The sequence below is a fragment of the Planococcus faecalis genome (assembly GCF_002009235.1).
Lineage (GTDB): Bacteria > Bacillota > Bacilli > Bacillales_A > Planococcaceae > Planococcus > Planococcus kocurii.
On the sequence record NZ_CP019401.1, the window covers coordinates 914,889 to 937,151 of the forward strand.

At 44.2% G+C, this 22,263-nt stretch carries 10 protein-coding genes, 3 rRNA genes and 2 riboswitches; of the genes, 12 read left to right on the forward strand and 1 reads right to left on the reverse strand.

The genetic code is table 11. The features are described from left to right. Window position 1 precedes the first annotated feature (1 nt). From AJGP001_RS04500 to AJGP001_RS17335, 12 genes are all read left to right on the forward strand, one after another. Window positions 2–1,444: an aldehyde dehydrogenase family protein gene (locus AJGP001_RS04500; protein ID WP_078080206.1), complete on the forward strand. Its 1,443-nt coding sequence runs from the start codon at window positions 2–4 to the stop codon at window positions 1,442–1,444. Between the two features lie 591 nt (window positions 1,445–2,035). Then, on the forward strand, window positions 2,036–3,517 hold the full coding sequence (locus tag AJGP001_RS04505; protein WP_078080207.1) for a nicotinate phosphoribosyltransferase: 1,482 nt from the start codon (window positions 2,036–2,038) through the stop codon (window positions 3,515–3,517). Then, a complete protein-coding gene (gene nadE / locus AJGP001_RS04510) occupies window positions 3,517–4,344 on the forward strand; it encodes an ammonia-dependent NAD(+) synthetase (protein ID WP_071153697.1) in 828 nt (275 codons plus the stop codon). The genes AJGP001_RS04505 and nadE overlap by 1 nt, the downstream gene beginning before the upstream one ends. A gap of 160 nt (window positions 4,345–4,504) precedes the next feature. Next, window positions 4,505–5,455 carry an AAA family ATPase gene (locus AJGP001_RS04515; RefSeq protein WP_058386069.1) on the forward strand — a complete coding sequence of 317 codons (951 nt, stop codon included), beginning with the start codon at window positions 4,505–4,507 and terminating at the stop codon, window positions 5,453–5,455. Next, the gene (locus AJGP001_RS04520; RefSeq protein WP_078080208.1) at window positions 5,452–6,666 is read left to right on the forward strand and encodes a DUF58 domain-containing protein; all 1,215 of its coding nucleotides are present in this window, start codon (window positions 5,452–5,454) and stop codon (window positions 6,664–6,666) included. Before AJGP001_RS04515 ends, AJGP001_RS04520 begins: the two co-directional genes overlap by 4 nt. After that, entirely contained in the window at window positions 6,663–8,843 is a 2,181-nt protein-coding gene (locus tag AJGP001_RS04525; RefSeq protein ID WP_071153696.1) for a DUF4129 domain-containing transglutaminase family protein, read from the forward strand. The genes AJGP001_RS04520 and AJGP001_RS04525 overlap by 4 nt, the downstream gene beginning before the upstream one ends. 32 nt (window positions 8,844–8,875) lie before the next feature. Beyond that, window positions 8,876–8,977: riboswitch (purine riboswitch) on the forward strand. Window positions 8,978–9,102: 125 nt separating this feature from the next. Beyond that, entirely contained in the window at window positions 9,103–10,641 is a 1,539-nt protein-coding gene (gene guaA / locus AJGP001_RS04530; RefSeq protein WP_058386946.1) for a glutamine-hydrolyzing GMP synthase, read from the forward strand. Window positions 10,642–10,757: 116 nt separating this feature from the next. Continuing rightward, window positions 10,758–10,859, forward strand: a riboswitch (purine riboswitch). Between the two features lie 113 nt (window positions 10,860–10,972). Continuing rightward, window positions 10,973–12,310 carry an NCS2 family permease gene (locus AJGP001_RS04535; protein WP_071153695.1) on the forward strand — a complete coding sequence of 446 codons (1,338 nt, stop codon included), beginning with the start codon at window positions 10,973–10,975 and terminating at the stop codon, window positions 12,308–12,310. Between the two features lie 1,081 nt (window positions 12,311–13,391). Beyond that, a 16S ribosomal RNA gene (locus AJGP001_RS04540) occupies window positions 13,392–14,941 on the forward strand. 198 nt (window positions 14,942–15,139) lie between these two features. Then, window positions 15,140–18,071: ribosomal RNA gene (locus tag AJGP001_RS04545) — 23S ribosomal RNA — on the forward strand. A gap of 137 nt (window positions 18,072–18,208) precedes the next feature. Further along, window positions 18,209–18,324, forward strand: a 5S ribosomal RNA gene (rrf, locus tag AJGP001_RS04550). The 16S, 23S and 5S rRNA genes sit together here, the layout of an rRNA operon. Window positions 18,325–19,104: 780 nt before the next feature. Further along, the gene (locus AJGP001_RS17335; protein WP_071153244.1) at window positions 19,105–19,338 is read left to right on the forward strand and encodes an IS30 family transposase; all 234 of its coding nucleotides are present in this window, start codon (window positions 19,105–19,107) and stop codon (window positions 19,336–19,338) included. Window positions 19,339–20,721: 1,383 nt separating this feature from the next. Here AJGP001_RS17335 and AJGP001_RS04555 read toward each other — a convergent pair. Beyond that, window positions 20,722–22,085, reverse strand: a protein-coding gene (locus AJGP001_RS04555; RefSeq protein ID WP_425439663.1) for an IS1182 family transposase whose coding sequence is annotated in 2 segments (ribosomal slippage) — window positions 20,722–21,513 and window positions 21,516–22,085 — 1,362 coding nt in all. Because the reading frame shifts where the segments join, the coding sequence is not laid out codon by codon here. Between the last annotated feature and the right edge of the window lie 178 nt (window positions 22,086–22,263).

Here is a 22,263-nt window from a genome sequence, read left to right on the forward strand (position 1 = left end):
AGTGAAAAAACAGCAAATGTATGTAAATGGGAAATGGCTAGATAGTCTAACCGAAGAGCGATTTGAAACAAAAAATCCGGCAACTGGCGAAATACTAGCAGAAGTACCAAGAGGCAAAAAAGAAGATGTGGATGCCGCGGTTCAAGCGGCTCGCACAAGGTTCGAGTCCGAAGAATGGCAGTTGTTTCCACCAATTGAAAGAGGACGAATTTTACATAAAGTAGCCTGTGCTTTACGCGCAGACATAGAAGAAATCGCCTTGTTAGAAACACTTGATACGGGAAAACCACTGACACAGGCACGTAAAGATGTGGAGGCTTCTGCTCTCTATTTTGAGTATTACGCTGGAATGGCGGATAAAATTTTCGGCGAAACCATACCCGTTCAACCTGGGATTTTAGATTACACACTGCGCGAGCCGATTGGCGTAACGGCACATATCATTCCATGGAATTATCCATTACAAATCATTTCTCGTTCAACAGCCGCAGCGATTGCAACAGGCAACACGGTCGTTGCAAAACCAGCAGAAGACACACCGTTAACTGCGATCAAATTAGCTGAAATTTTTGATCAAACGGACCTGCCCAAAGGTGTGTTTAATCTGGTGACAGGCTATGGCTTTGAAGCGGGGTCCGCAATTTCTGAACATCCAGATGTGGATCATATTACTTTTACCGGCTCTGTTCAAACAGGTTCTGCTGTCATGACGGGAGCAGCGAAAAATGTTAAGCCAGTTACGCTAGAACTTGGCGGAAAATCGCCGAATATTGTTTTTGATGATTGCGATCAAGAAGAAGCGGTGGATTGGGTTGTTCGGTCGATTATTCAAAATGCCGGGCAAACCTGCTCAGCGGGATCTCGTCTTTTGGTTCAACAAACCATCAAGCAAGAGTTTTTAGCAAAGGTAGTAGAAAAAATGAAAACAATTCAAATTGGCAAAGGATTAGATGATTTGGATCTTGGCCCAATTTTAAATGAAAAACAATTTACGCGTATCCTTGAATTTATGGATATAGCTAAAAAAGAAGGTGCCACATTTTTAATAGGAGGTGAACGACAGAAGACGGTTGGACTCGAAGATGGTTACTTTTTTCAACCCACTGTGATTGATGGACTGTCACCAGACAGCTACGTTGCTCAAGAAGAAATTTTTGGACCCGTGGTTACGGCTTTTTCATTTGAAACGGAACAACAAGCAATTGACTTAGCCAATGGCACAGATTACGGACTTGTGACAGGAGTTTGGACAAAAGATGGGGCTAGAGCACATCGAGTAGCCAGTAAAATTCGTGCGGGACAAGTATTCATTAATAATTATGGAGCGGGTGGTGGAGTACAGATGCCGTTTGGAGGATATAAAAAAAGTGGATTTGGACGTGAAAAAGGACTTGAAGCTTTGCGCAATTACACCATTTTAAAAAATGTAGCGCTCAAATATTAACAGCTAAAGAATTGGAAAAGGGATGCCCTCAAGTAGAGGACATCCCTTTGTTTGTTTAAGGTAACCATAATTTGTTTTGACTCAATTTTTCAACCCATGTTACTGGGGAATCATTTCCATTGAAAGTATTACTTTCAGTACCGCGGTCATTGTTCCACTGGGTGCTTTCTAACCTAAGCAACGTAAACCCTACCTTCTTTTACGTCCTTGCGATCCTTAAATCGCTCCAGTGTGAATAAGTATTCTCAAAAACATTATCGTAGAATGCCAGATTATCAAAATTTACCAGTTACCTTTTTGTTAACCAAATAAGTATCTCATGTTTGGTGAAAAGTGTCAAGGCATATGATTAATTGTGGGTAGTCATATACTTTTTGTCAATTGTGTAGAAAAAGCATATACATTTGTAGTCGATAGATTAACTAGAAGATTGAAATGTGAGATTACAGATTTTTGCAAAAAAAGTGTTGATTTGAAGGGGTTAGAAAAAAAGTAGCATTAGTTCTCTACATATGAATGACTTTTATTTTTGTCTGTGGATTATTGGTGTATAATTGGAAGCATTACTGATGGTGGAAGAAGGAGAATCTTATGGATAAGCATTATGCGGATGACAGTTTGGCGCTACATACAGATTTATATCAAATCAATATGTCGGAGACTTATTGGGCAGATGGGATGCATGAACGAAAAGCGGTATTTGAATTATTTTTCCGCAAACTGCCTTTCGGCAACGGTTATGCACTGTTCGCTGGATTGGAACGTGTTTTGGATTACTTGAAAAACTTTAAATTTACAGAAAGTGATTTGAATTATCTTCAAGAAGAACTCGGCTACAAGGAAGATTTTATCGAATATTTACGTACCGTCCGATTTACCGGAGATGTTTACTCGGTAGTAGAAGGCGAACTAGTCTTTCAAAATGAAGCGTTGATCCGTGTCGAGGCTCCTCTCGTAGAAGCGCAATTAATTGAAACTGCACTATTGAATATCGTTAATTACCAAACCTTAATTGCCACGAAAGCCAGTCGCATTAAACAAATCGTAAAAAAAGAACGGGTCATGGAATTTGGAACAAGACGTGCCCAAGAAATGGACGCTGCAATTTGGGGTTCTCGAGCTGCGTATATCGGTGGACTTGAAGCGACTAGCAACGCACGAGCTGGAAAAAAATTCGGTATTCCAGTAGCAGGTACGCACGCTCATTCAATGGTGCAAGCATACAAGGATGAATATGCTGCATTTCATGCATATGCTAAACGTCACAAAAACTGTGTGTTTTTAGTTGATACATACGATACCTTGAAATCTGGACTGCCTATTGCCATAAAGGTAGCGCAAGAATTAGGCGATAAAATCAACTTCCAAGGAATACGCTTAGATAGTGGAGATATCGCTTTCTTATCGAAAGAAGCGCGGAAAATGCTAGATGCTGCAGGCTTCACGGATACAGAAGTTGTAGTTTCAAATGATCTCGATGAATACACGATATTGAATTTAAAGGCACAGGGTGCTCGAGTAGATACATGGGGTATTGGGACAAAGCTAATCACGGCATACGATCAGCCAGCATTAGGAGCTGTTTATAAATTAGTAGCTATTGAAAACGACAGTGGTGAAATGGAAGATACCATTAAAATTTCCGGAAACGCTGAGAAAGTTACGACGCCGGGCCTGAAAAAAGTTTACCGAATTATTGATAGAGAAAATGGTAAATCTGAAGGCGATTATATTGCTATGCACGACGAAGATCCGGCTTCTCAAGAACGTTTAAAAATGTTCCATCCGGTTCATACCTTCGTATCAAAGTTTGTGACGAATTTCGATGCAATCAATATCCATCAAAAAGTTGTTGAAAATGGTGAAATCATTTATGACAATCCAAGTGTGCAGGAAATGCAAAGCTATGGACTTAAAAATATGGATTTATTGTGGGATGAATACAAACGGTCATTAAATCCTGAAGAGTACCCAGTCGACTTAAGTCAGAAATGCTGGAACAATAAAATGAAAAATATTCAAGAAGTACGGGAAGCAGTTCATGACTTTATTGAAGAGGAAGGAGGAGTTTAATGTCTACTTTGCAACAGCGAATTATTGATGAGTTAAAAGTAGAGCCTCTGATTCAACCGCAACAAAAGATTGAACAGATTGTAGTATTTTTAAAAGAGTATTTAAAGCATCATCCATTCTTGAAAGGATATATCTTAGGTATTTCTGGCGGACAGGATTCTACCCTGCTCGGTAAGCTAGCACAACTAGCAGTCAATCAGTTAAATGAAGAATCAACTGACGTTAAATACGGTTTTTATGCCATGCGCTTGCCATATGGTGTGCAGGTAGACGAACACGAAGCACAAGACGCTTTGGAGTTTATTCAACCGACTAAACTGTATACCATCAATATAAAAGAAGCAGTTGATGCCAGTGAACGTGCTTTAGAAAACGCCGGCATTATGTTGACTGACTTTGCCAAAGGCAACGAAAAAGCCCGTGAACGAATGAAAGCCCAATACTCAGCGGCAGCGATGCACAGTGCAGCCGTGCTCGGAACAGATCATGCAGCAGAAGCAATAACTGGGTTTTACACAAAATTTGGCGACGGTGCTGCTGATTTAACGCCATTATTTGGCTTAAACAAACGACAAGGACGAGCAATGTTGCAAGAACTTGGTTGTCCTGAACACCTGTACATGAAAATTCCGACCGCAGATTTAGAAGACGATAAACCAGCGCTCCCTGACGAAGTGGCTTTGGGAGTGACTTATGAATTGATCGATGATTATTTGGAAGGTAAGAAAATTCCGCTAGATGCGCAGGAAAAGTTAGAAGGCCATTACTTGAGAACGCAGCATAAACGTCATTTGCCGATTACTATTTTCGATGATTTCTGGAAATAAATAATAAAAAGCAGGAAACCTTAAGGGATTCCTGCTTTTTATTTTAGGGAAATCGTGGGAAAAGATCTTATGCAGTTGAGTTATCACTTGTTTTTCGTTATGATTACGATAAGATTGCGATAATTCAAACATTTTTGATTTATATTGGAGGAACCTATAGATGGATGCCAAACAACTATTGGAAAGAGTAATAGACAATATCGAAAAAGTTATTATCGGCAAACGCGATATTGCTGAATTGAGTATCGTGGCCATGCTGTCTCATGGTCATGTTTTACTAGAAGACGTACCGGGTGTCGGTAAAACGATGCTTGTCCGAGCATTAGCAAAATCAGTAGGCGCCGATTTTAAACGAATCCAATTTACGCCTGACTTATTGCCATCGGACGTGATTGGTGTGTCGATTTATAATCCGAAAGACATGGAATTTCATTTTCGAGCAGGGCCAATTATGGGCAATATTATATTGGCTGATGAAATAAACCGAACTTCTCCGAAAACACAGTCCTCTCTTCTTGAAGCGATGGAAGAAGCTTCCGTCACAATTGATGGAGTAACAATGCAAATTCCTAAACCATTCTTTGTGATGGCTACGCAAAATCCCATCGAATATGAAGGCACCTATCCGTTACCTGAAGCACAGCTTGATCGGTTTTTATTGAAAATTAAAATGGGCTATCCTACACCGAAAGAAGAAATGGAAGTATTAAATCGAGCACGCGCTGCGGCGCCAATCGAAGAGTTAACTTCGGTCATTTCATTGAGCGAACTTTTGGAGCTTCAAGAGCAAGCGAAATTGATCAAAGTGGATGAAACAATACGCAGCTATATTGTCGATTTGTCTAGACAAACTCGTCAAGACGCTTATGTCTATTTAGGCGTGAGTCCGCGAGGGTCGATTGCATTGATGAAAGCCTCACAGGCTTACGCATTATTGAAAGGACGAGATTATGTAACGCCAGACGACGTCCAGTATTTGGCGAAATTCGTTTTCGGTCACCGAATTATGTTGCGTTCGGAGGCTCGTTATGATGGTATTACTGCAGAAGAGATCACAGAACGAATATTGGCAAAAACCCATGTACCTGTTCAAAGGCTTGTCGGTCAATGAGCCGAATGAAAAAAAATATTGGTTTATGGGGACGTTTGACTTCAGTAGTGCTGATTCTTTTTTTAACTTTCGCCTTTGCTATGTTTCAAGGAGGCTTTGTCAGCTGGTTTATTTTTTATATGTCTCTGCCGTTTACTATTTATTCGGTGTTACTGGCATTATATCCCATACAACACATTGTCGCTTCGAGAGAAATTCACACGACTCAGGTCAGAAAAGGCGGAAGTTTTTCTGCTACCGCCACTATTTACCGGAAAATTCCTTTTCCGCTACTTTATACTGTTGCCAGTGAACAAACCCACTCTCCTTCTCTCAACAAGCAAATGGCAGGGCAACATCAAAAGATGGTAGTTCCAGGATTTCGAAAAGTCTCTTCTTGGACATATGTTATTGATCAAATGCCAAGAGGGGAACATGTGCTAGAAGGTATTCACCTAGAAGTTGCTGATTTTTTTGGGTGGGTAAAAAAGACTGTATTATTGCCAGTTCAGCAAACAATTTTAGTATATCCGAATACAGTGGATATCGTTTATCGGCCGATGGAGTCACGTTACGATCAGGGAACGATGGCTGCCCCTTTCACATTAGTAAAAGACACGACCATGACTAGTGGACTTCGTGATTATCAACCCGGAGACCGTGTATCATGGATTCATTGGAAATCCTATGCGCGAACGCAAACATTGCGGACGAAAGAATTTGAGGATCGCCAGTCGCAAGAACTTTTTTTGCTAGACGATCGAAGAAATTCCGAGAAATTTGAACTTCAAGTAGAATTAGTTGCTTCTATTTTGCAATCGATCGTACGCGCAAATTCGAGCGTAGCTTATCTATCAGTGGGTCGAAACCGTAATCATTTCCCTTTAGTTCAAACCGAAGAGCACTTGCAGCGAGTTATGTATCATTTGGCGAAAGTGCAAGATGATTTGGATAAACCAGTTGACCAAGCGATCGGTCGTGAGTTGCAGCAGATGAATACATCGAGTTTACTATATGTCACGAGTCAACTCTCGATGGATATGGTTCAGTCTATTCGGAAGAACGCTAAAAATTTGAGCAATTGCATGTGTTTAGTTGTCGCAACTAAAGGCGAGAATTTGCTGGCAGAGGAAGAAAAGGTACATCAATATGCTCGCTCAAAAGGATTTGTTGTTAAACGTGTAAGTCCTGAAAACTTTGCAACAGTATTTACGGAGGTGAGCCGCCAATGACTTCCATAAGAAAGAATAAAGTCTTTATGGCTATTTTATATGTACTGGTTTTTTTCATGCTAGCCGAATGGCTGACGCCAGTTATTGTATTAACCGAAACAGGACATAAAGCGCTGTTTTTGATTTTTATTGCTGTTGGGTTGTTGATGGCTTTTCTGCGGGTTCCATGGTGGTTTTCCGGACCGATAAAAATTCTTTATATTTTATGGTTCGTTGTCTATGTCTATACCGGTCACGTGTTTTTTACAGCTGATGCCATTGCGTTTCTTCAAACTGATGTCGGTTTGAATTTCTCAGCTTTAACGAGTCAGAACTGGGAGCAAACGACAGATGTTTTCCGAACGGTCTTGTTTTTTGTTTTGTTGTGGATGGCTATTTACTTAATCCATTACTGGGTTAGTGTTAGGTTAAGTATTTTCTTGTTCTATCTATTAACAGTTATTTTTATCGCTGTGCTGGATACCTTTAGTCCGTATTCAGGAGAAACGGCGATTGTTCGAATTATGGTCATTGGACTTCTTCTTGCGGGTCTATTGTATTTGGTACGCTGGATGGAAGGGCATCGTATTTTAGAACGTACGGATAAAATGGCTTTGTTTGCTGTACCCCTCGTGTTGCTGGTAGCGGCTTCGACAGCACTGGCGTTATATTTGCCCAAAGCAGATCCAGTTTGGCCGGATCCTGTGCCATTTCTCACCACCTTTTCTGGCCAAGGTGGGGCTGGTAGTGGAGGAACCATTGGTAGAATTGGCTACGGAGTAGATGATTCACGACTAGGCGGATCTTTTGTCGGAGACGATACCGCTGTTTTTCGTGCCGAAGTATCAGAAGGTCAATATTGGAAAGTCGAATCGAAAGACATATATACAACAAAGGGATGGGAATTGACAGGAAATATAGGGGAATCTGTTGTTTATGGAAACAGCGATACGGTTGATACTGATTTTGTTCCCGCAGAAGAGCTCGAATCAGCTCAATTGGCGATGGAGCAAGAGTTCCCGTTTGTGCTATATCCCTATGGAACAAAATCTTTTTCAATGGAAGAGTCACCGAACTATCAATACAGTACAGCAGATCAACGTTTTGAGACTTACCGAAACGGTGAAAAATTCGAACCTAAGGCATACGAAGTATCCTTTAACGAACCGAATTTTAGTTTGACGGCATTGAGGGAGACAAGCCAAGTCGACTTAGCTGAATTGCCTATCGAGTTCGACCGGTTTTTACAATTGCCGGACGAGTTGCCGGAACGTGTCCGAGATTTAGCTGTTGAAATTACAGACGGTACTGAATCAGTTTATGATCAAGCACGTGCCATAGAACGATATTTCAGTACTGCTGGATTTGAATACAGTCAAACAGACATTCCGGTTCCTGAAGCGGACCAAGACTATGTAGATCAATTTTTATTTGAAACAAAAAGAGGGTATTGCGATAATTTTTCAACCTCGATGGTGGTAATGCTCCGTTCTCTTGATATTCCAGCTCGTTGGGTCAAAGGATTTAACGAAGGAGAACTCATCAACTCGGGAGGAGACACCAACGTTTACCAAGTAACAAACAATAATGCACATTCATGGGTTGAAGCTTATATGCCAGGAGTTGGTTGGATGTTGTTCGAACCAACAATTGGGTTTACAGGATCTTCATCTATCGACTTCGACTTGGAGCTAGATGCAACAGACCCCGAACAGCCTGATCAGCAAGAACAACCGTTAGCTGAAAAACCCGATACCGCAGAAGCCGAAGAGACCACTGTAGTTTCTGGGCCGTCTTTTTGGGATCGATTGACTGATTTTATTTCTATGAATCGGTGGAAACTTGTCTGGACGATTGTGGGGACGGTTCTACTTGCAGCGATTCTTTTCAAAATCCGTCATAAATGGATGCCAAAGTTATTAGTTGCTTATTACCGAATGAGCGGAGATAGACCCGAACGTTTTGAAAAGGCTTATCTGCGGTTATTAAAGCAATTGGAATTGTATGGCATTAATAAGAGACCTGGACAAACATTAAAATCTTATGCAGCATATATCGATGCGTTTTTCGGCACGAAAGAAATGACGGAATTAACCGAGGCCTATGAGCGGATGATTTACGGCAATGATAGTGAATCCATTGACTGGCATGAGTTGAGGGAAAGTTGGGAAAACTTAATCAATCGGACAAGCGGTTGATTTTACAAGCTTTAACTTGTACAATTGATTAAATTATAAATTACAGGTGCCCTCATATATGTCCGGTAATATGGATCGGATGTCTCTACCAAGTCCCCGGAAATGACTTGACTATGAAGGTGGATGACGCATGCTTTTTGACATGTGCATTCGCCTTTTTGATGTAGAGCAGAAGAACGCGAGGTCCAATTTTCGCGTTCTTTTGTTATTTTGAAACCTAAATTAAATAGAAGAGGTGAAGGTTTTGCCAGTTAGTCCAATGTTGAAAGAACAGAAAAAAATCGTCGTTTTGGATTTTGGAAGTCAATACAATCAGTTGATTACTCGTCGCATCCGCGAAATCGGTGTATACAGCGAGCTTCATCCACATACAGTTACTGCTGAAGAAATCAAAGACATGAATGCTACAGGGATTATTTTCTCAGGTGGACCAAACTCCGTTTATGACGACAATGCATTTTCAATCGATGATGCTATTTTTGAAATGGGCTTGCCGATTTTAGGGATTTGCTACGGTATGCAATTAATGGCGTTGCACCTTAAAGGCAATGTAGAAAAAGCGCAAAACCGAGAGTACGGCAAAGCAGAATTAAAGCTGACTAAGGAAAGTAAAATTTTCAATGGTCTTCCTGAAGAGCAAATTGTTTGGATGAGCCATGGTGACTTAGTTACGGCTGCACCTCCAGGTTTTGATGTTATTGGAACAAGTGCTAGTTGCCCAATTGCTTCGATGGCTGACGAAAGTCGCGGATTCTACGGTGTTCAATTCCACCCAGAAGTCCGCCATACAATGCATGGCAACGATTTGCTTCGCAAATTCGTCTATGATGTTTGTGGCATGAAGGATGACTGGTCGATGGAAAACTACATTGAGTTGGAAATCGAAAAAATTCGTGAAGAAGTTGGCGACAAAAAAGTACTTTGTGCACTTAGCGGTGGAGTAGATTCATCGGTAGTCGCTGTACTGATTCATAGAGCAATTGGCGACCAATTGACTTGTATGTTCGTCGACCATGGCCTTCTTCGTAAAGGAGAAGCGGAAAGTGTCATGAAGACTTTTGCTGATGGTTTCAATATGAACGTGATCAAAATCGATGCGCGCGATCGTTTCATGAGCAAACTTGAAGGTGTTACAGATCCAGAGAAGAAACGTAAAATTATCGGCAACGAATTTATCTATGTATTCGATGACGAAGCTTCAAAATTAGAAGGTATGGATTTCCTTGCACAAGGAACGCTTTACACGGACATTATTGAAAGTGGCACAACAACGGCACAAACTATTAAATCTCACCACAATGTTGGTGGATTGCCAGATGACATGCAGTTTAAATTGATTGAGCCATTGAACACATTGTTCAAAGACGAAGTGCGCGTACTTGGAGCTGAACTTGGTATGCCAGACGAAATCGTTTGGCGCCAGCCATTCCCAGGCCCAGGATTAGGAATACGTATTATGGGAGCAGTTACAGAAGAAAAGTTGGAGATCGTTCGCGAGTCTGACTGGATCTTGCGTGATGAAATCAAAAAAGCGGGTCTTGATCGTGATATTTGGCAATACTTCACTGTTCTGCCGGACCTTCGCAGTGTAGGTGTAATGGGCGATGCCCGCACATATGATTACGCAATCGGTATCCGTGCAGTAACGTCAATTGACGGCATGACATCTGACTGGGCTCGCATTCCATGGGATGTTTTAGAGAAAATCAGTGTCCGTTTAGTCAATGAAGTCGATCACATTAACCGTGTATTGTATGACATTACGAGTAAGCCACCTGCAACAATTGAGTGGGAATAATTTTTTTGAGGTGTCAGCTAAACTAGCTGACACCTTTTTTACGAACTTTTTTCATTTATTCTTTATAAATGTTCGTGTTTGGTATTGTTTAATGATTTTATACATGATATATTACGATAGAAATCAAATAAGCTTGTCGTATAATGTCGGGAATATGGCCCGAAAGTTTCTACCGAGTCACCGTAAATGACTCGACTACGATTTTAATCCGCTCCTAGTTGAGTAGGATGCCCTTCACTTCTGTTGAAGGGGTAAATCGAACGCATACGGCAAACTGCTGTATGCGTTTTTCTTTTGTAGAAATTATGCACAGGCATTCGGAGGAATCAATATGAAAAAATATTTTCAGTTTGAAGAACTGGGAACAAATTACCGTCGGGAAATTATCGGCGGCTTAACAACATTTTTAGCGATGGCTTATATCTTAGTCGTCAATCCGTTAACTTTAACGCTGGAATCGGTTCCGGATTTTGATGATGCACTACGCATGGATTACGGAGCTGTATTTATGGCAACCGCTCTGGCTGCAGCTGTCGGATGTTTAATGATGGGAATACTGGCGAGATATCCAATCGCACTTGCTCCAGGAATGGGGTTAAATGCATTTTTTGCTTACACAGTTATCCTGACTTACGGAATTCCATGGCAAACGGCCTTAACAGGAGTTTTGTTTTCAGGTCTTATTTTTATTCTTCTTACGTTAACAGGTCTTCGTGAACTCATCATCAACTCGATACCTGCTGAATTAAAATATGCGGTTGGAGCAGGAATCGGACTTTATATAACTTTTATCGGATTGCAAAACGCTAATATTATTGTCGATAATCCGGCTACTTTAGTCGGATTAGGTGATCTATCAGATAGCTCAGCACTACTGGCTATTTTTGGTTTAATTATTACTGTCATCTTCATGGTCCGTGGTGTTCAAGGCGGAATCTTTTTTGGGATTTTAATTGCAGCAGTTGTCGGTATGATTTTTGGTGTAGTTAATTTGCCAAGCGCGATTATTGATCTTAATGTTCCGAGCATGGCACCGACTTTCGGTGTTGCGATTGATCCAATCATTAACGATTTTGGTTCATTGTTGAATATTCAATTCCTTGTTATCGTATTAACATTTTTATTCGTCGACTTTTTTGATACAGCCGGAACACTAGTAGCTGTTGCCAATCAGGCAGGTTTGATGAAAGACAACAAACTCCCGAGAGCAAGCAAAGCATTATTGGCAGATTCAATTGCGACGGTCAGTGGAGCAATCTTCGGAACGTCAACAACGACTTCCTATATCGAGTCGACTGCAGGAGTTGCAGCTGGAGCACGCTCTGGATTTTCAGCCGTAGTCACGGGACTGCTGTTCCTCATTTCGATTCTCTTCTATCCGGTACTCGAAGTCATCACTAGTGCTGTGACAGCTCCAGCTTTGATTATTGTTGGGGTGTTAATGGTTTCAGCTTTAGGAAAAATAGATTGGACGAAATTTGAAATCGCTGTTCCGGCATTCTTAACGATGATAGCTATGCCACTTGGTTATAGTATTGCAACAGGCATCGCGATTGGATTTATCTTCTATCCAATTACAATGGTCGTAGCAGGAAAAGGCAAGCAGGTTCATCCAATCATGTATGGCTTGTTTGTGATTTTCGTTCTTTACTTCATTTTCTTGGTGTAATTATAAAGGGGCTATCTCATAAGTCTCAAACATAAAACAGACGGAGAAAAAGCAACTCTTTTTCTCCGTCTGTTTTTTGAATCGTCGCCGAGAATGCAGCAAGTAGCTAAGGGATGCCAGCTGCTTATAGAAGAGTGTGGACCAATCCCACAATCTCAAACTCGATATGTACTTTTTGAAGGTTCTAGAGGTGAATTCTATGGAATGATCGCTTGCCCTTGATAGGCACGAACACACTTTATCGGTTAATTTTGCGTACTCGTGTCATTTTTAAGAGCGGCTTTGTCCTTTACAGAAGTGGACTTTTTTAGATTCCCAGGGGGATGATGACAATAAAGACGGTGACTCCTGCAAGAACAGTGTATCGTGAAGGCGGTGCAATCGGCTTAGGCAGGGCTAACAAAAAATGTCCATCGCAATAGACATCAACTTACTCTGTTACAGTTAAAAAGGTTGCACTCAAAAGTCATTGTTCAAGACCTCTTGAGTGCAATGCTTTTTGTATTAGCGAAATTAAAAGTTGTATTCAATATACTATTATAGAAGAAACTCGAAAACCTTCTCTTGTTTTAGGTTGTGCTAGAAAGAATTAGAACTTATGAAACGGGAATGGAGCAGTCTTGTCAGGACTTATTTACAGAAAAATTTCAATTGACGACCAACAGTGGGAATACCTTAAATATAAGGAGTAGTCTTCAATGTAAAGAGAGGATCTCCTTTCAAATTTGTAACAATTTCGTAATCTAATTATTAAGAGTTTTCTGTTATAATAAAGTTGTGAAAAAAACTTCATGAAAGTGTTGACTCTATATATGGAACCGTGTTATATTAATTGAGTCGCCAATGAGCGCGGCAAACTGAACCTTGAAAACTGAACAGCAAAACGTCAACGAAAGACGTCACGAGCACTTCGGTGCGAGAACGGCTTTTGCGAAGGTTGCCTTATGGCAATCAGAGTAAAGTTGTTTTCCTTCTCGGTGTTCGTGACGATAACTTACTGATCAGCATTGCGCAGATCAAAGCGAATCGTGCGTCTTCGGACGGCGATACGCCAGCAGTATTGAGCAATCAACACTACTCTATAATGGAGAGTTTGATCCTGGCTCAGGACGAACGCTGGCGGCGTGCCTAATACATGCAAGTCGAGCGGAACTTTGGGAGCTTGCTCCCATTGTTTAGCGGCGGACGGGTGAGTAACACGTGGGCAACCTGCCCTGCAGATCGGGATAACTCCGGGAAACCGGTGCTAATACCGAATAGTTTGCGGCCTCTCCTGAGGCTGCACGGAAAGACGGTTTCGGCTGTCACTGCAGGATGGGCCCGCGGCGCATTAGCTAGTTGGTGGGGTAATGGCCTGCCAAGGCGACGATGCGTAGCCGACCTGAGAGGGTGATCGGCCACACTGGGACTGAGACACGGCCCAGACTCCTACGGGAGGCAGCAGTAGGGAATCTTCCGCAATGGACGAAAGTCTGACGGAGCAACGCCGCGTGAGTGACGAAGGTTTTCGGATCGTAAAACTCTGTTGTGAGGGAAGAACAAGTACCAAGTAACTACTGGTACCTTGACGGTACCTCACCAGAAAGCCACGGCTAACTACGTGCCAGCAGCCGCGGTAATACGTAGGTGGCAAGCGTTGTCCGGAATTATTGGGCGTAAAGCGCGCGCAGGCGGTTCTTTAAGTCCGATGTGAAAGCCCACGGCTCAACCGTGGAGGGTCATTGGAAACTGGGGAACTTGAGTGCAGAAGAGGAAAGTGGAATTCCATGTGTAGCGGTGAAATGCGTAGAGATGTGGAGGAACACCAGTGGCGAAGGCGACTTTCTGGTCTGTAACTGACGCTGAGGCGCGAAAGCGTGGGGAGCAAACAGGATTAGATACCCTGGTAGTCCACGCCGTAAACGATGAGTGCTAAGTGTTAGGGGGTTTCCGCCCCTTAGTGCTGCAGCTAACGCATTAAGCACTCCGCCTGGGGAGTACGGCCGCAAGGCTGAAACTCAAAGGAATTGACGGGGGCCCGCACAAGCGGTGGAGCATGTGGTTTAATTCGAAGCAACGCGAAGAACCTTACCAGGTCTTGACATCCCACTGACCGGTGTAGAGATACACTTTTCCCTTCGGGGACAGTGGTGACAGGTGGTGCATGGTTGTCGTCAGCTCGTGTCGTGAGATGTTGGGTTAAGTCCCGCAACGAGCGCAACCCTTGATCTTAGTTGCCAGCATTCAGTTGGGCACTCTAAGGTGACTGCCGGTGACAAACCGGAGGAAGGTGGGGATGACGTCAAATCATCATGCCCCTTATGACCTGGGCTACACACGTGCTACAATGGACGGTACAAAGGGCTGCAACCCCGCGAGGGCAAGCCAATCCCAGAAAACCGTTCTCAGTTCGGATTGCAGGCTGCAACTCGCCTGCATGAAGCCGGAATCGCTAGTAATCGTGGATCAGCATGCCACGGTGAATACGTTCCCGGGCCTTGTACACACCGCCCGTCACACCACGAGAGTTTGTAACACCCGAAGTCGGTGAGGTAACCCTTGTGGAGCCAGCCGCCGAAGGTGGGACAGATGATTGGGGTGAAGTCGTAACAAGGTAGCCGTATCGGAAGGTGCGGCTGGATCACCTCCTTTCTAAGGATAAATTCGGAACCGAGCTTGGCTCGGGGTTGACGTTTTGCGTTCAGTTTTGAAGGTTCACCTTCAGGCGGCAACGCCTTTTTTTGTGACTTTCAACCTTGTTCTTTGAAAACTGGATAAAACGACATTGAAACAAATGCAAGTAATTCAAGTACGCGTGACGATTTCGTCACAACTTTTTAATTAACCAGTGGTTAAGTTAGAAAGGGCGCACGGTGGATGCCTTGGCACTAGGAGCCGAAGAAGGACGGCACTAACACCGATATGCTTCGGGGAGCTGTAAGTGAGCTGTGATCCGGAGATTTCCGAATGGGGGAACCCACTGCCTTTAATCGGGTAGTATCCATGTGTGAATCTATAGCACATGAGAAGGCAGACCCAGGGAACTGAAACATCTAAGTACCTGGAGGAAGAGAAAGCAAATGCGATTCCCTGAGTAGCGGCGAGCGAAACGGGATCAGCCCAAACCAAGAGGCTTGCCTCTTGGGGTTGTAGGACACTCTATACGGAGTTACAAAAGATAGGATTAGGCGAAGCGACCTGGAACGGTCCGCCGCAGCGGGTAACAGCCCCGTAGCCGAAAACCCTATCCCTCCAGAGTGGATCCTGAGTACGGCGGAACACGTGAAATTCCGTCGGAATCTGGGAGGACCATCTCCCAAGGCTAAATACTTCCTAGTGACCGATAGTGAACCAGTACCGTGAGGGAAAGGTGAAAAGCACCCCGGAAGGGGAGTGAAATAGATCCTGAAACCGTGTGCCTACAAGTAGTCAAAGCCCGTTAATGGGTGATGGCGTGCCTTTTGTAGAATGAACCGGCGAGTTACGATTGCATGCAAGGTTAAGCTGAGAAGGCGGAGCCGCAGCGAAAGCGAGTCTGAATAGGGCGACAGAGTATGCAGTTGTAGACCCGAAACCAGGTGATCTACCCATGTCCAGGGTGAAGGTAAGGTAACACTTACTGGAGGCCCGAACCCACGCACGTTGAAAAGTGCGGGGATGAGGTGTGGGTAGCGGAGAAATTCCAATCGAACCTGGAGATAGCTGGTTCTCTCCGAAATAGCTTTAGGGCTAGCCTCAAGATTGAGAATCCTGGAGGTAGAGCACTGTTTGGACTAGGGGCCCATCCCGGGTTACCGAATTCAGACAAACTCCGAATGCCAGTGATTTATGCTTGGGAGTCAGACTGCGAGTGATAAGATCCGTAGTCAAGAGGGAAACAGCCCAGACCACCAGCTAAGGTCCCCAAATATCCGTTAAGTGGAAAAGGATGTGGCGTTGCTTAGACAACCAGGATGTTGGCTTAGAAGCAGCCATCATTTAAAGAGTGCGTAATAGCTCACTGGTCGAGTGACACTGCGCCGAAAATGTACCGGGGCTAAACGGATTACCGAAGCTGTGGATGGATCTCGTTAGAGATCCGTGGTAGGAGAGCGTTCTAAGGGCGTTGAAGTCAGACCGGAAGGACTGGTGGAGCGCTTAGAAGTGAGAATGCCGGTATGAGTAACGAAAGACGGGTGAGAATCCCGTCCACCGAATGCCTAAGGTTTCCTGAGGAAGGCTCGTCCGCTCAGGGTTAGTCGGGACCTAAGTCGAGGCCGATAGGCGTAGACGATGGACAACAGGTTGATATTCCTGTACCACCTCCCCGCCGTTTGAGCAATGGGGGACGCAGAAGGATAAGGAGAGCGTGCCGTTGGTTGTGCACGTCCAAGCAGTGAGGCGTGAAATGAGGCAAATCCCATTTCTAATACGTTGAGCTGTGACGGCAAGAGGGTTTACCCTTGAGTCCCTGATTTCACACTGCCAAGAAAAGCCTCTAGCGAGGCGGGAGGTGCCCGTACCGCAAACCGACACAGGTAGGCGAGAAGAGAATTCTAAGGTGAGCGAGTGAACTCTCGTTAAGGAACTCGGCAAAATGACCCCGTAACTTCGGGAGAAGGGGTGCTCTGGTAGGGTGAATAGCCCGAGAGAGCCGCAGTGAATAGGCCCAGGCGACTGTTTAGCAAAAACACAGGTCTCTGCAAAACCGTAAGGTGACGTATAGGGGCTGACGCCTGCCCGGTGCTGGAAGGTTAAGAGGAGTGCTTAGCGCAAGCGAAGGTGCGAATTGAAGCCCCAGTAAACGGCGGCCGTAACTATAACGGTCCTAAGGTAGCGAAATTCCTTGTCGGGTAAGTTCCGACCCGCACGAAAGGCGTAACGATCTGGGCACTGTCTCAACGAGAGACTCGGTGAAATTATAGTACCTGTGAAGATGCAGGTTACCCGCGACAGGACGGAAAGACCCCGTGGAGCTTTACTGTAGCCTGATATTGAATTTTGGTGCAACTTGTACAGGATAGGTAGGAGCCTGAGATTCCGGAGCGCTAGCTTCGGAGGAGGCGTCAGTGGGATACTACCCTGGTTGTATTGAAATTCTAACCCACAAGCCTGATCGGCTTGGGAGACAGTGTCAGGCGGGCAGTTTGACTGGGGCGGTCGCCTCCTAAAGAGTAACGGAGGCGCCCAAAGGTTCCCTCAGAATGGTTGGAAATCATTCGTAGAGTGTAAAGGCAGAAGGGAGCTTGACTGCGAGACGTACAGGTCGAGCAGGGTCGAAAGACGGGCTTAGTGATCCGGTGGTTCCGCATGGAAGGGCCATCGCTCAACGGATAAAAGCTACCCCGGGGATAACAGGCTTATCTCCCCCAAGAGTCCACATCGACGGGGAGGTTTGGCACCTCGATGTCGGCTCATCGCATCCTGGGGCTGTAGTCGGTCCCAAGGGTTGGGCTGTTCGCCCATTAAAGCGGTACGCGAGCTGGGTTCAGAACGTCGTGAGACAGTTCGGTCCCTATCCGTCGCGGGCGCAGGAAATTTGAGAGGAGCTGTCCTTAGTACGAGAGGACCGGGATGGACACACCGCTGGTGTACCAGTTGTTCTGCCAAGGGCATCGCTGGGTAGCTATGTGTGGCCGGGATAAGTGCTGAAAGCATCTAAGCACGAAGCCCCCCTCAAGATGAGATTTCCCATTGCGCAAGCAAGTAAGATCCCTCAAAGACGATGAGGTAGATAGGTTCGAGGTGGAAGCGTAGCGATACGTGCAGCTGACGAATACTAATCGATCGAGGACTTAACCAACATACTGTATGCGAAAAACTTGCCTGTTTCACCTGTCGTTTATCCAGTTTTGAAAGAATAAGAAAGTTTTTGTAAAAAAAGCTTGAAAAAACCGGTACTAATGGTATAATAAAACTTGTCTTTCAAAATAAATTCAGTCTGGTAATGATGGCAAAGAGGCCACACCCGTTCCCATCCCGAACACGGTAGTTAAGCTCTTTTGCGCTGATGGTAGTTGGGGGTTTCCCCCTGTGAGAGTAAGACGTCGCTGGGCACATGAAAAAAAGTCGTTACCGATTCCGGTAACGGCTTTTTTTGTGTGAAGAAAATAATGAAGTAAATCTTCATGCACTTTGATTAAGTAATACATGAGGGTTGTGCTATTGAATACAAACTGCTCGTGCAAAAATGCCATAAGGATTTACAGTCAAATCACATATAAAGTTGTCGGTCAACAGCATGCGTCGGAAGCTGATAAGCGACAAAACTGGTGTTTGGACAGTTTCTTAAAAGAAAATTGTAGATTATCGTAGCCAGTCAAACACTTAGAAAATAAAAATAGCTCAAGTGGATACACCGTAGTTAACGCGAATCAACTAAAGGAGTGTTCCCAAATGAGCGATGCCCCTGTGATATTACGGGAAGGTGTGCGAATCGAGTGTTATTGCCTGAAAGAAAAACTACTGTCCTATATAGCGAAACAGCTAGAACGAAGCAAAAGCACTCTCCACTATGAAGTGAAACGCTGTAAGCTTTGCCACGCTCTGTTGGTATAGGCTGATCACAAGGCCAGACGTGATAGACGATCGGTCAATCAAGAAGATGTCGATTATAATCTGTCAAACTAAAGCTCGACTGGTCACCAGAATGCCTCGTCGGACGGTACTGGAAAATGCATCAAAAATCTTTTCCCATCCGTGTTTCGAGCATTACCGGTACGGGACTCTCGGCTTGTTCAACCTGTCCCAAAAGATACTAATCCGCAAAGAAAGTTAAAGAGTAACGAGGTGAACCGCGAGGCAAGCTGCCTTGTCTGAAAAAGATCCATGTACGTTTGGCGCCTCGAAGCCAAGTGGGACATTGGGAAATCGATAGCGTTATCGGCAAATCGCACAAGAGCCAGATTCTCACATTGACGGAACGTACCACCCGTTTTGAGAAGAACTATAAGTTAGCTGCGAAAACGGCAAGTGAAACCACACAGGCCATCATCCATGTGTTGAAAAACCTGCCAAAAAAAGTGGTGAAACCCATTACCGTCGACCGGGGCATGGAATTTCACGGCTAGATCGATGTGGAGAAAGCGTAGAGATCCCGTTTTACTTCTCGGATTCGAGTGTTCCTGGTCGGCGTGGCACGAATGAGAAGAGTAACGGTGGTATTCGGCGCACGTATCCAAAAGGCATCGACTTTAGCCGCATGACCTAAAAAGAGATCTCAAACTTTCTACTGGTATTCCACCAGGTTCCCCGGAAAATATTGAATTACAATACGCCCTTTGAAGTGTTCATGAATTTCTTGCCATGTTCGACTTGAATTGACAATTTACGAATACAACTTCACAAAGACACATAATCGGTATCTCAAACAGCTAGATGCTTGTGTCTTATACGTTTGACTGAGAAGCTTTAGTACATAGAAGTGTTGTTTGATTTAGGAGAAAAGGATTAGATGGCCCCAGCGCGTTTTACACATGGTAGCGATTGCTTTGACCGAAACGTTACAGACTGGTGAAACCCGGATTTCATGTTCTTCAAGGCCAGGTGAAAAGAAGAGACGATGCCGATTCAGTGAGCGCGATTGTGACGTGCTTAGCGGGTAAGTAAAGTCGCGTGTGACAATACATTTTTTCCAGCAGGCGGTCGATAAGACGACATTCTCTTTCGTCTGGATAACGAAATTTTATTTGCTGTTGAAATAGATAGGGTTTTGAAACGGGATGAGCCGAGAGTCGACAAATTTTCGCTAATCGGTCCATCGTGTATCAGACCGGTGTTTCTACCACGTGATACGGCACGTAGCTTACATGGAGCTTAATGCCGAGCCTTTCGCTGTGATAAAGCACCTATGAAAGACGATTTTTCCCTGCGATAAGGGGAGTGGAATGCACTAAAAAGAGCGAGTTAAGAATTTTGAGCACACGTTATGCTGGCCGATTGTATTTGTTTATAATCATATTTTCTTTTTGGAAAGCGTTGAGTACTACTCCTGCGGAAGTTCCACCATTTCCGAAACTGCTGGCAGTAGGAGAAGCTGCGTCACCAAGTACTTCATCTTATTTGTCCTTAGGAAGTTTTTGTGCAGTATCTTAGTACCTGATAAGTTCGGGAATCTGTTCTTCTATAAGAAACTTTTGGAGTGAATTTGAAAACAATACACGCTATTGTATCTATCTATAGTAACTTGCCATAGTTCTATGCATTGTTATTTTGTGTTGTACAGGTAGTAAAGCTTACCGAAGAATTGGTGTTTGGGTATCGCATATAAAGAGTTAGGTCTAACGTCGGTAAATCGAAATCAAAGTGATTGTTTACCTGTTAGTTTATTTAAAAGACTTCGAGCAACTAAATCAGGAAATCAAACTCTTTAGAGTTTCAGCCTGTTGAGAAACTAAGGTTTTATCGATTATCTTCTCAGTGGATTGGTCAAGAAACAAAAGAACGTGAAGTTTTTAGACCCTTCTGCTAAGCAGAAGGGTCATTTTTTTGATGTTTTGCACTGCGGCTGTCAGATAAGCCTGTTCTTGGACAGACTTGCGCCCTCGTCGCCTTGCGTAACGGAAACTATGGAGTTCTTTCGCATCGGCGAAACTCCGTTCGATGGTCTGGCTTCGTAACTTGTATAGCTTTTTTCCGCTGGGGGTGCGCTTGTTGGCGCGCACCTTTTCTTTTTCGTCTTCCCAGATGTGCCGGAAAATCGAGCGCTGCTTGCTTTTCGCGGAAAAACAATCCGAGCGCAGTGGACAATGTTCACAATCCTCCGGCCGGCTTTTGTACTGCCGATATCCCTCTCGATCTGTGGTGGCGTAGGACAACTTGCAGCCCATGGGGCAAGCATACGCATCCAGTGAAGGGACATACGTAAATAACCGTTTCGGCACTTTCGGGTTACCGCCTTTGAAACGGCGGTAGCCCATGACCACAAATGTTCCGGCTTCGTTTAACGTTTTACAGATGTGGCCGGTAAAATAGCCGGCATCCAAGGCGACGGCTTCCACCGGAAAAGCAAACTTCTTCTTTTGTACAGCGAGCCGGTCCAAATAAGGAACGGCGTCGTGCATATTGCCGGCCGTGATGTACGTATCCGTGATGAAATTGTATTTGGCATCCACCGTTCGGTGGTCGAGATAGAAAAAACCTTGAGGTTTCTGGTTTCGCATGAGGAACCCACTATCTGGATCGGTCACGCTTTCGCGGGTCATCGCCGGTTTGGTTTTGGCAACGGGCCGAATCACCTTCGGCTTCAGCGCTTTTTTCCATGGGCCTCCCGGTCAGCTACGACCGCTTCTTCCAATTCCCCCAGGTAGCTCACCACTTTTTCCGCCTTTGCTTTTCGGATAAACTTGTTCTTATTCGCATTCGCTTTGATATGCGTGGAATCGGATAGAAGCACGCGGCCACTCACCATGCCGTGGGCTTTTGCCTGACGAACCGTTTCGTCGAAAATTTCTTCAAAGACCGACGTGTCTTCAAATCGGCCCTTCCGATTGAAACTGATGGTGGAGTGATCTGGAATCCGGTCGACGAGGGAATAGCCCAAAAACCATCGGTAAGCGATGTTATCCCGAATCTCTTTTTCCAGTTGGCGTTCTGAACGAACGCCATAAAAATAGCCGATGAAAATCATTTTGAATAAGGTAATGGGCGGAATGGCGGGACGGCCGTTATCCGGACAATAATAAGGCGAAGCAATCCGTTCAATAAAAGAAAAATCAATGAGGGCATCAACGGTACGAAGAAAATGGTCGTGTGGCACGAGTTCATCAATTGAGACGGTGACCTGTTCATGACGGTGATTTTTGACGGGACCAATCATGGGACTTCGCTCCTTCTTTTTTCTTTCAGTTTACATCAAAAAAGTATCGAAATAAACAAAAAAAGACTGTCGAGAGGGTTTCTCGACAGCCTGAAACTCTTTAGAGTTTCTTTAGAAATTGACTTTCAAGGATTTTTTAGAATAAAGTAAGTAGTTAGTCGAAGACACACTATTAGTA

Coding starts and splice junctions, on each gene's coding strand:
- nadE (WP_071153697.1), top strand. CDS start 3,517: ATGTCTACTTTGCAACAGCGAATTATTGATGAGTTAAAAGTAGAGCCT.
- AJGP001_RS04520 (WP_078080208.1), top strand. CDS start 5,452: ATGAGCCGAATGAAAAAAAATATTGGTTTATGGGGACGTTTGACTTCA.
- AJGP001_RS04525 (WP_071153696.1), top strand. CDS start 6,663: ATGACTTCCATAAGAAAGAATAAAGTCTTTATGGCTATTTTATATGTA.
- AJGP001_RS04515 (WP_058386069.1), top strand. CDS start 4,505: ATGGATGCCAAACAACTATTGGAAAGAGTAATAGACAATATCGAAAAA.
- AJGP001_RS04505 (WP_078080207.1), top strand. CDS start 2,036: ATGGATAAGCATTATGCGGATGACAGTTTGGCGCTACATACAGATTTA.
- AJGP001_RS04535 (WP_071153695.1), top strand. CDS start 10,973: ATGAAAAAATATTTTCAGTTTGAAGAACTGGGAACAAATTACCGTCGG.
- guaA (WP_058386946.1), top strand. CDS start 9,103: ATGTTGAAAGAACAGAAAAAAATCGTCGTTTTGGATTTTGGAAGTCAA.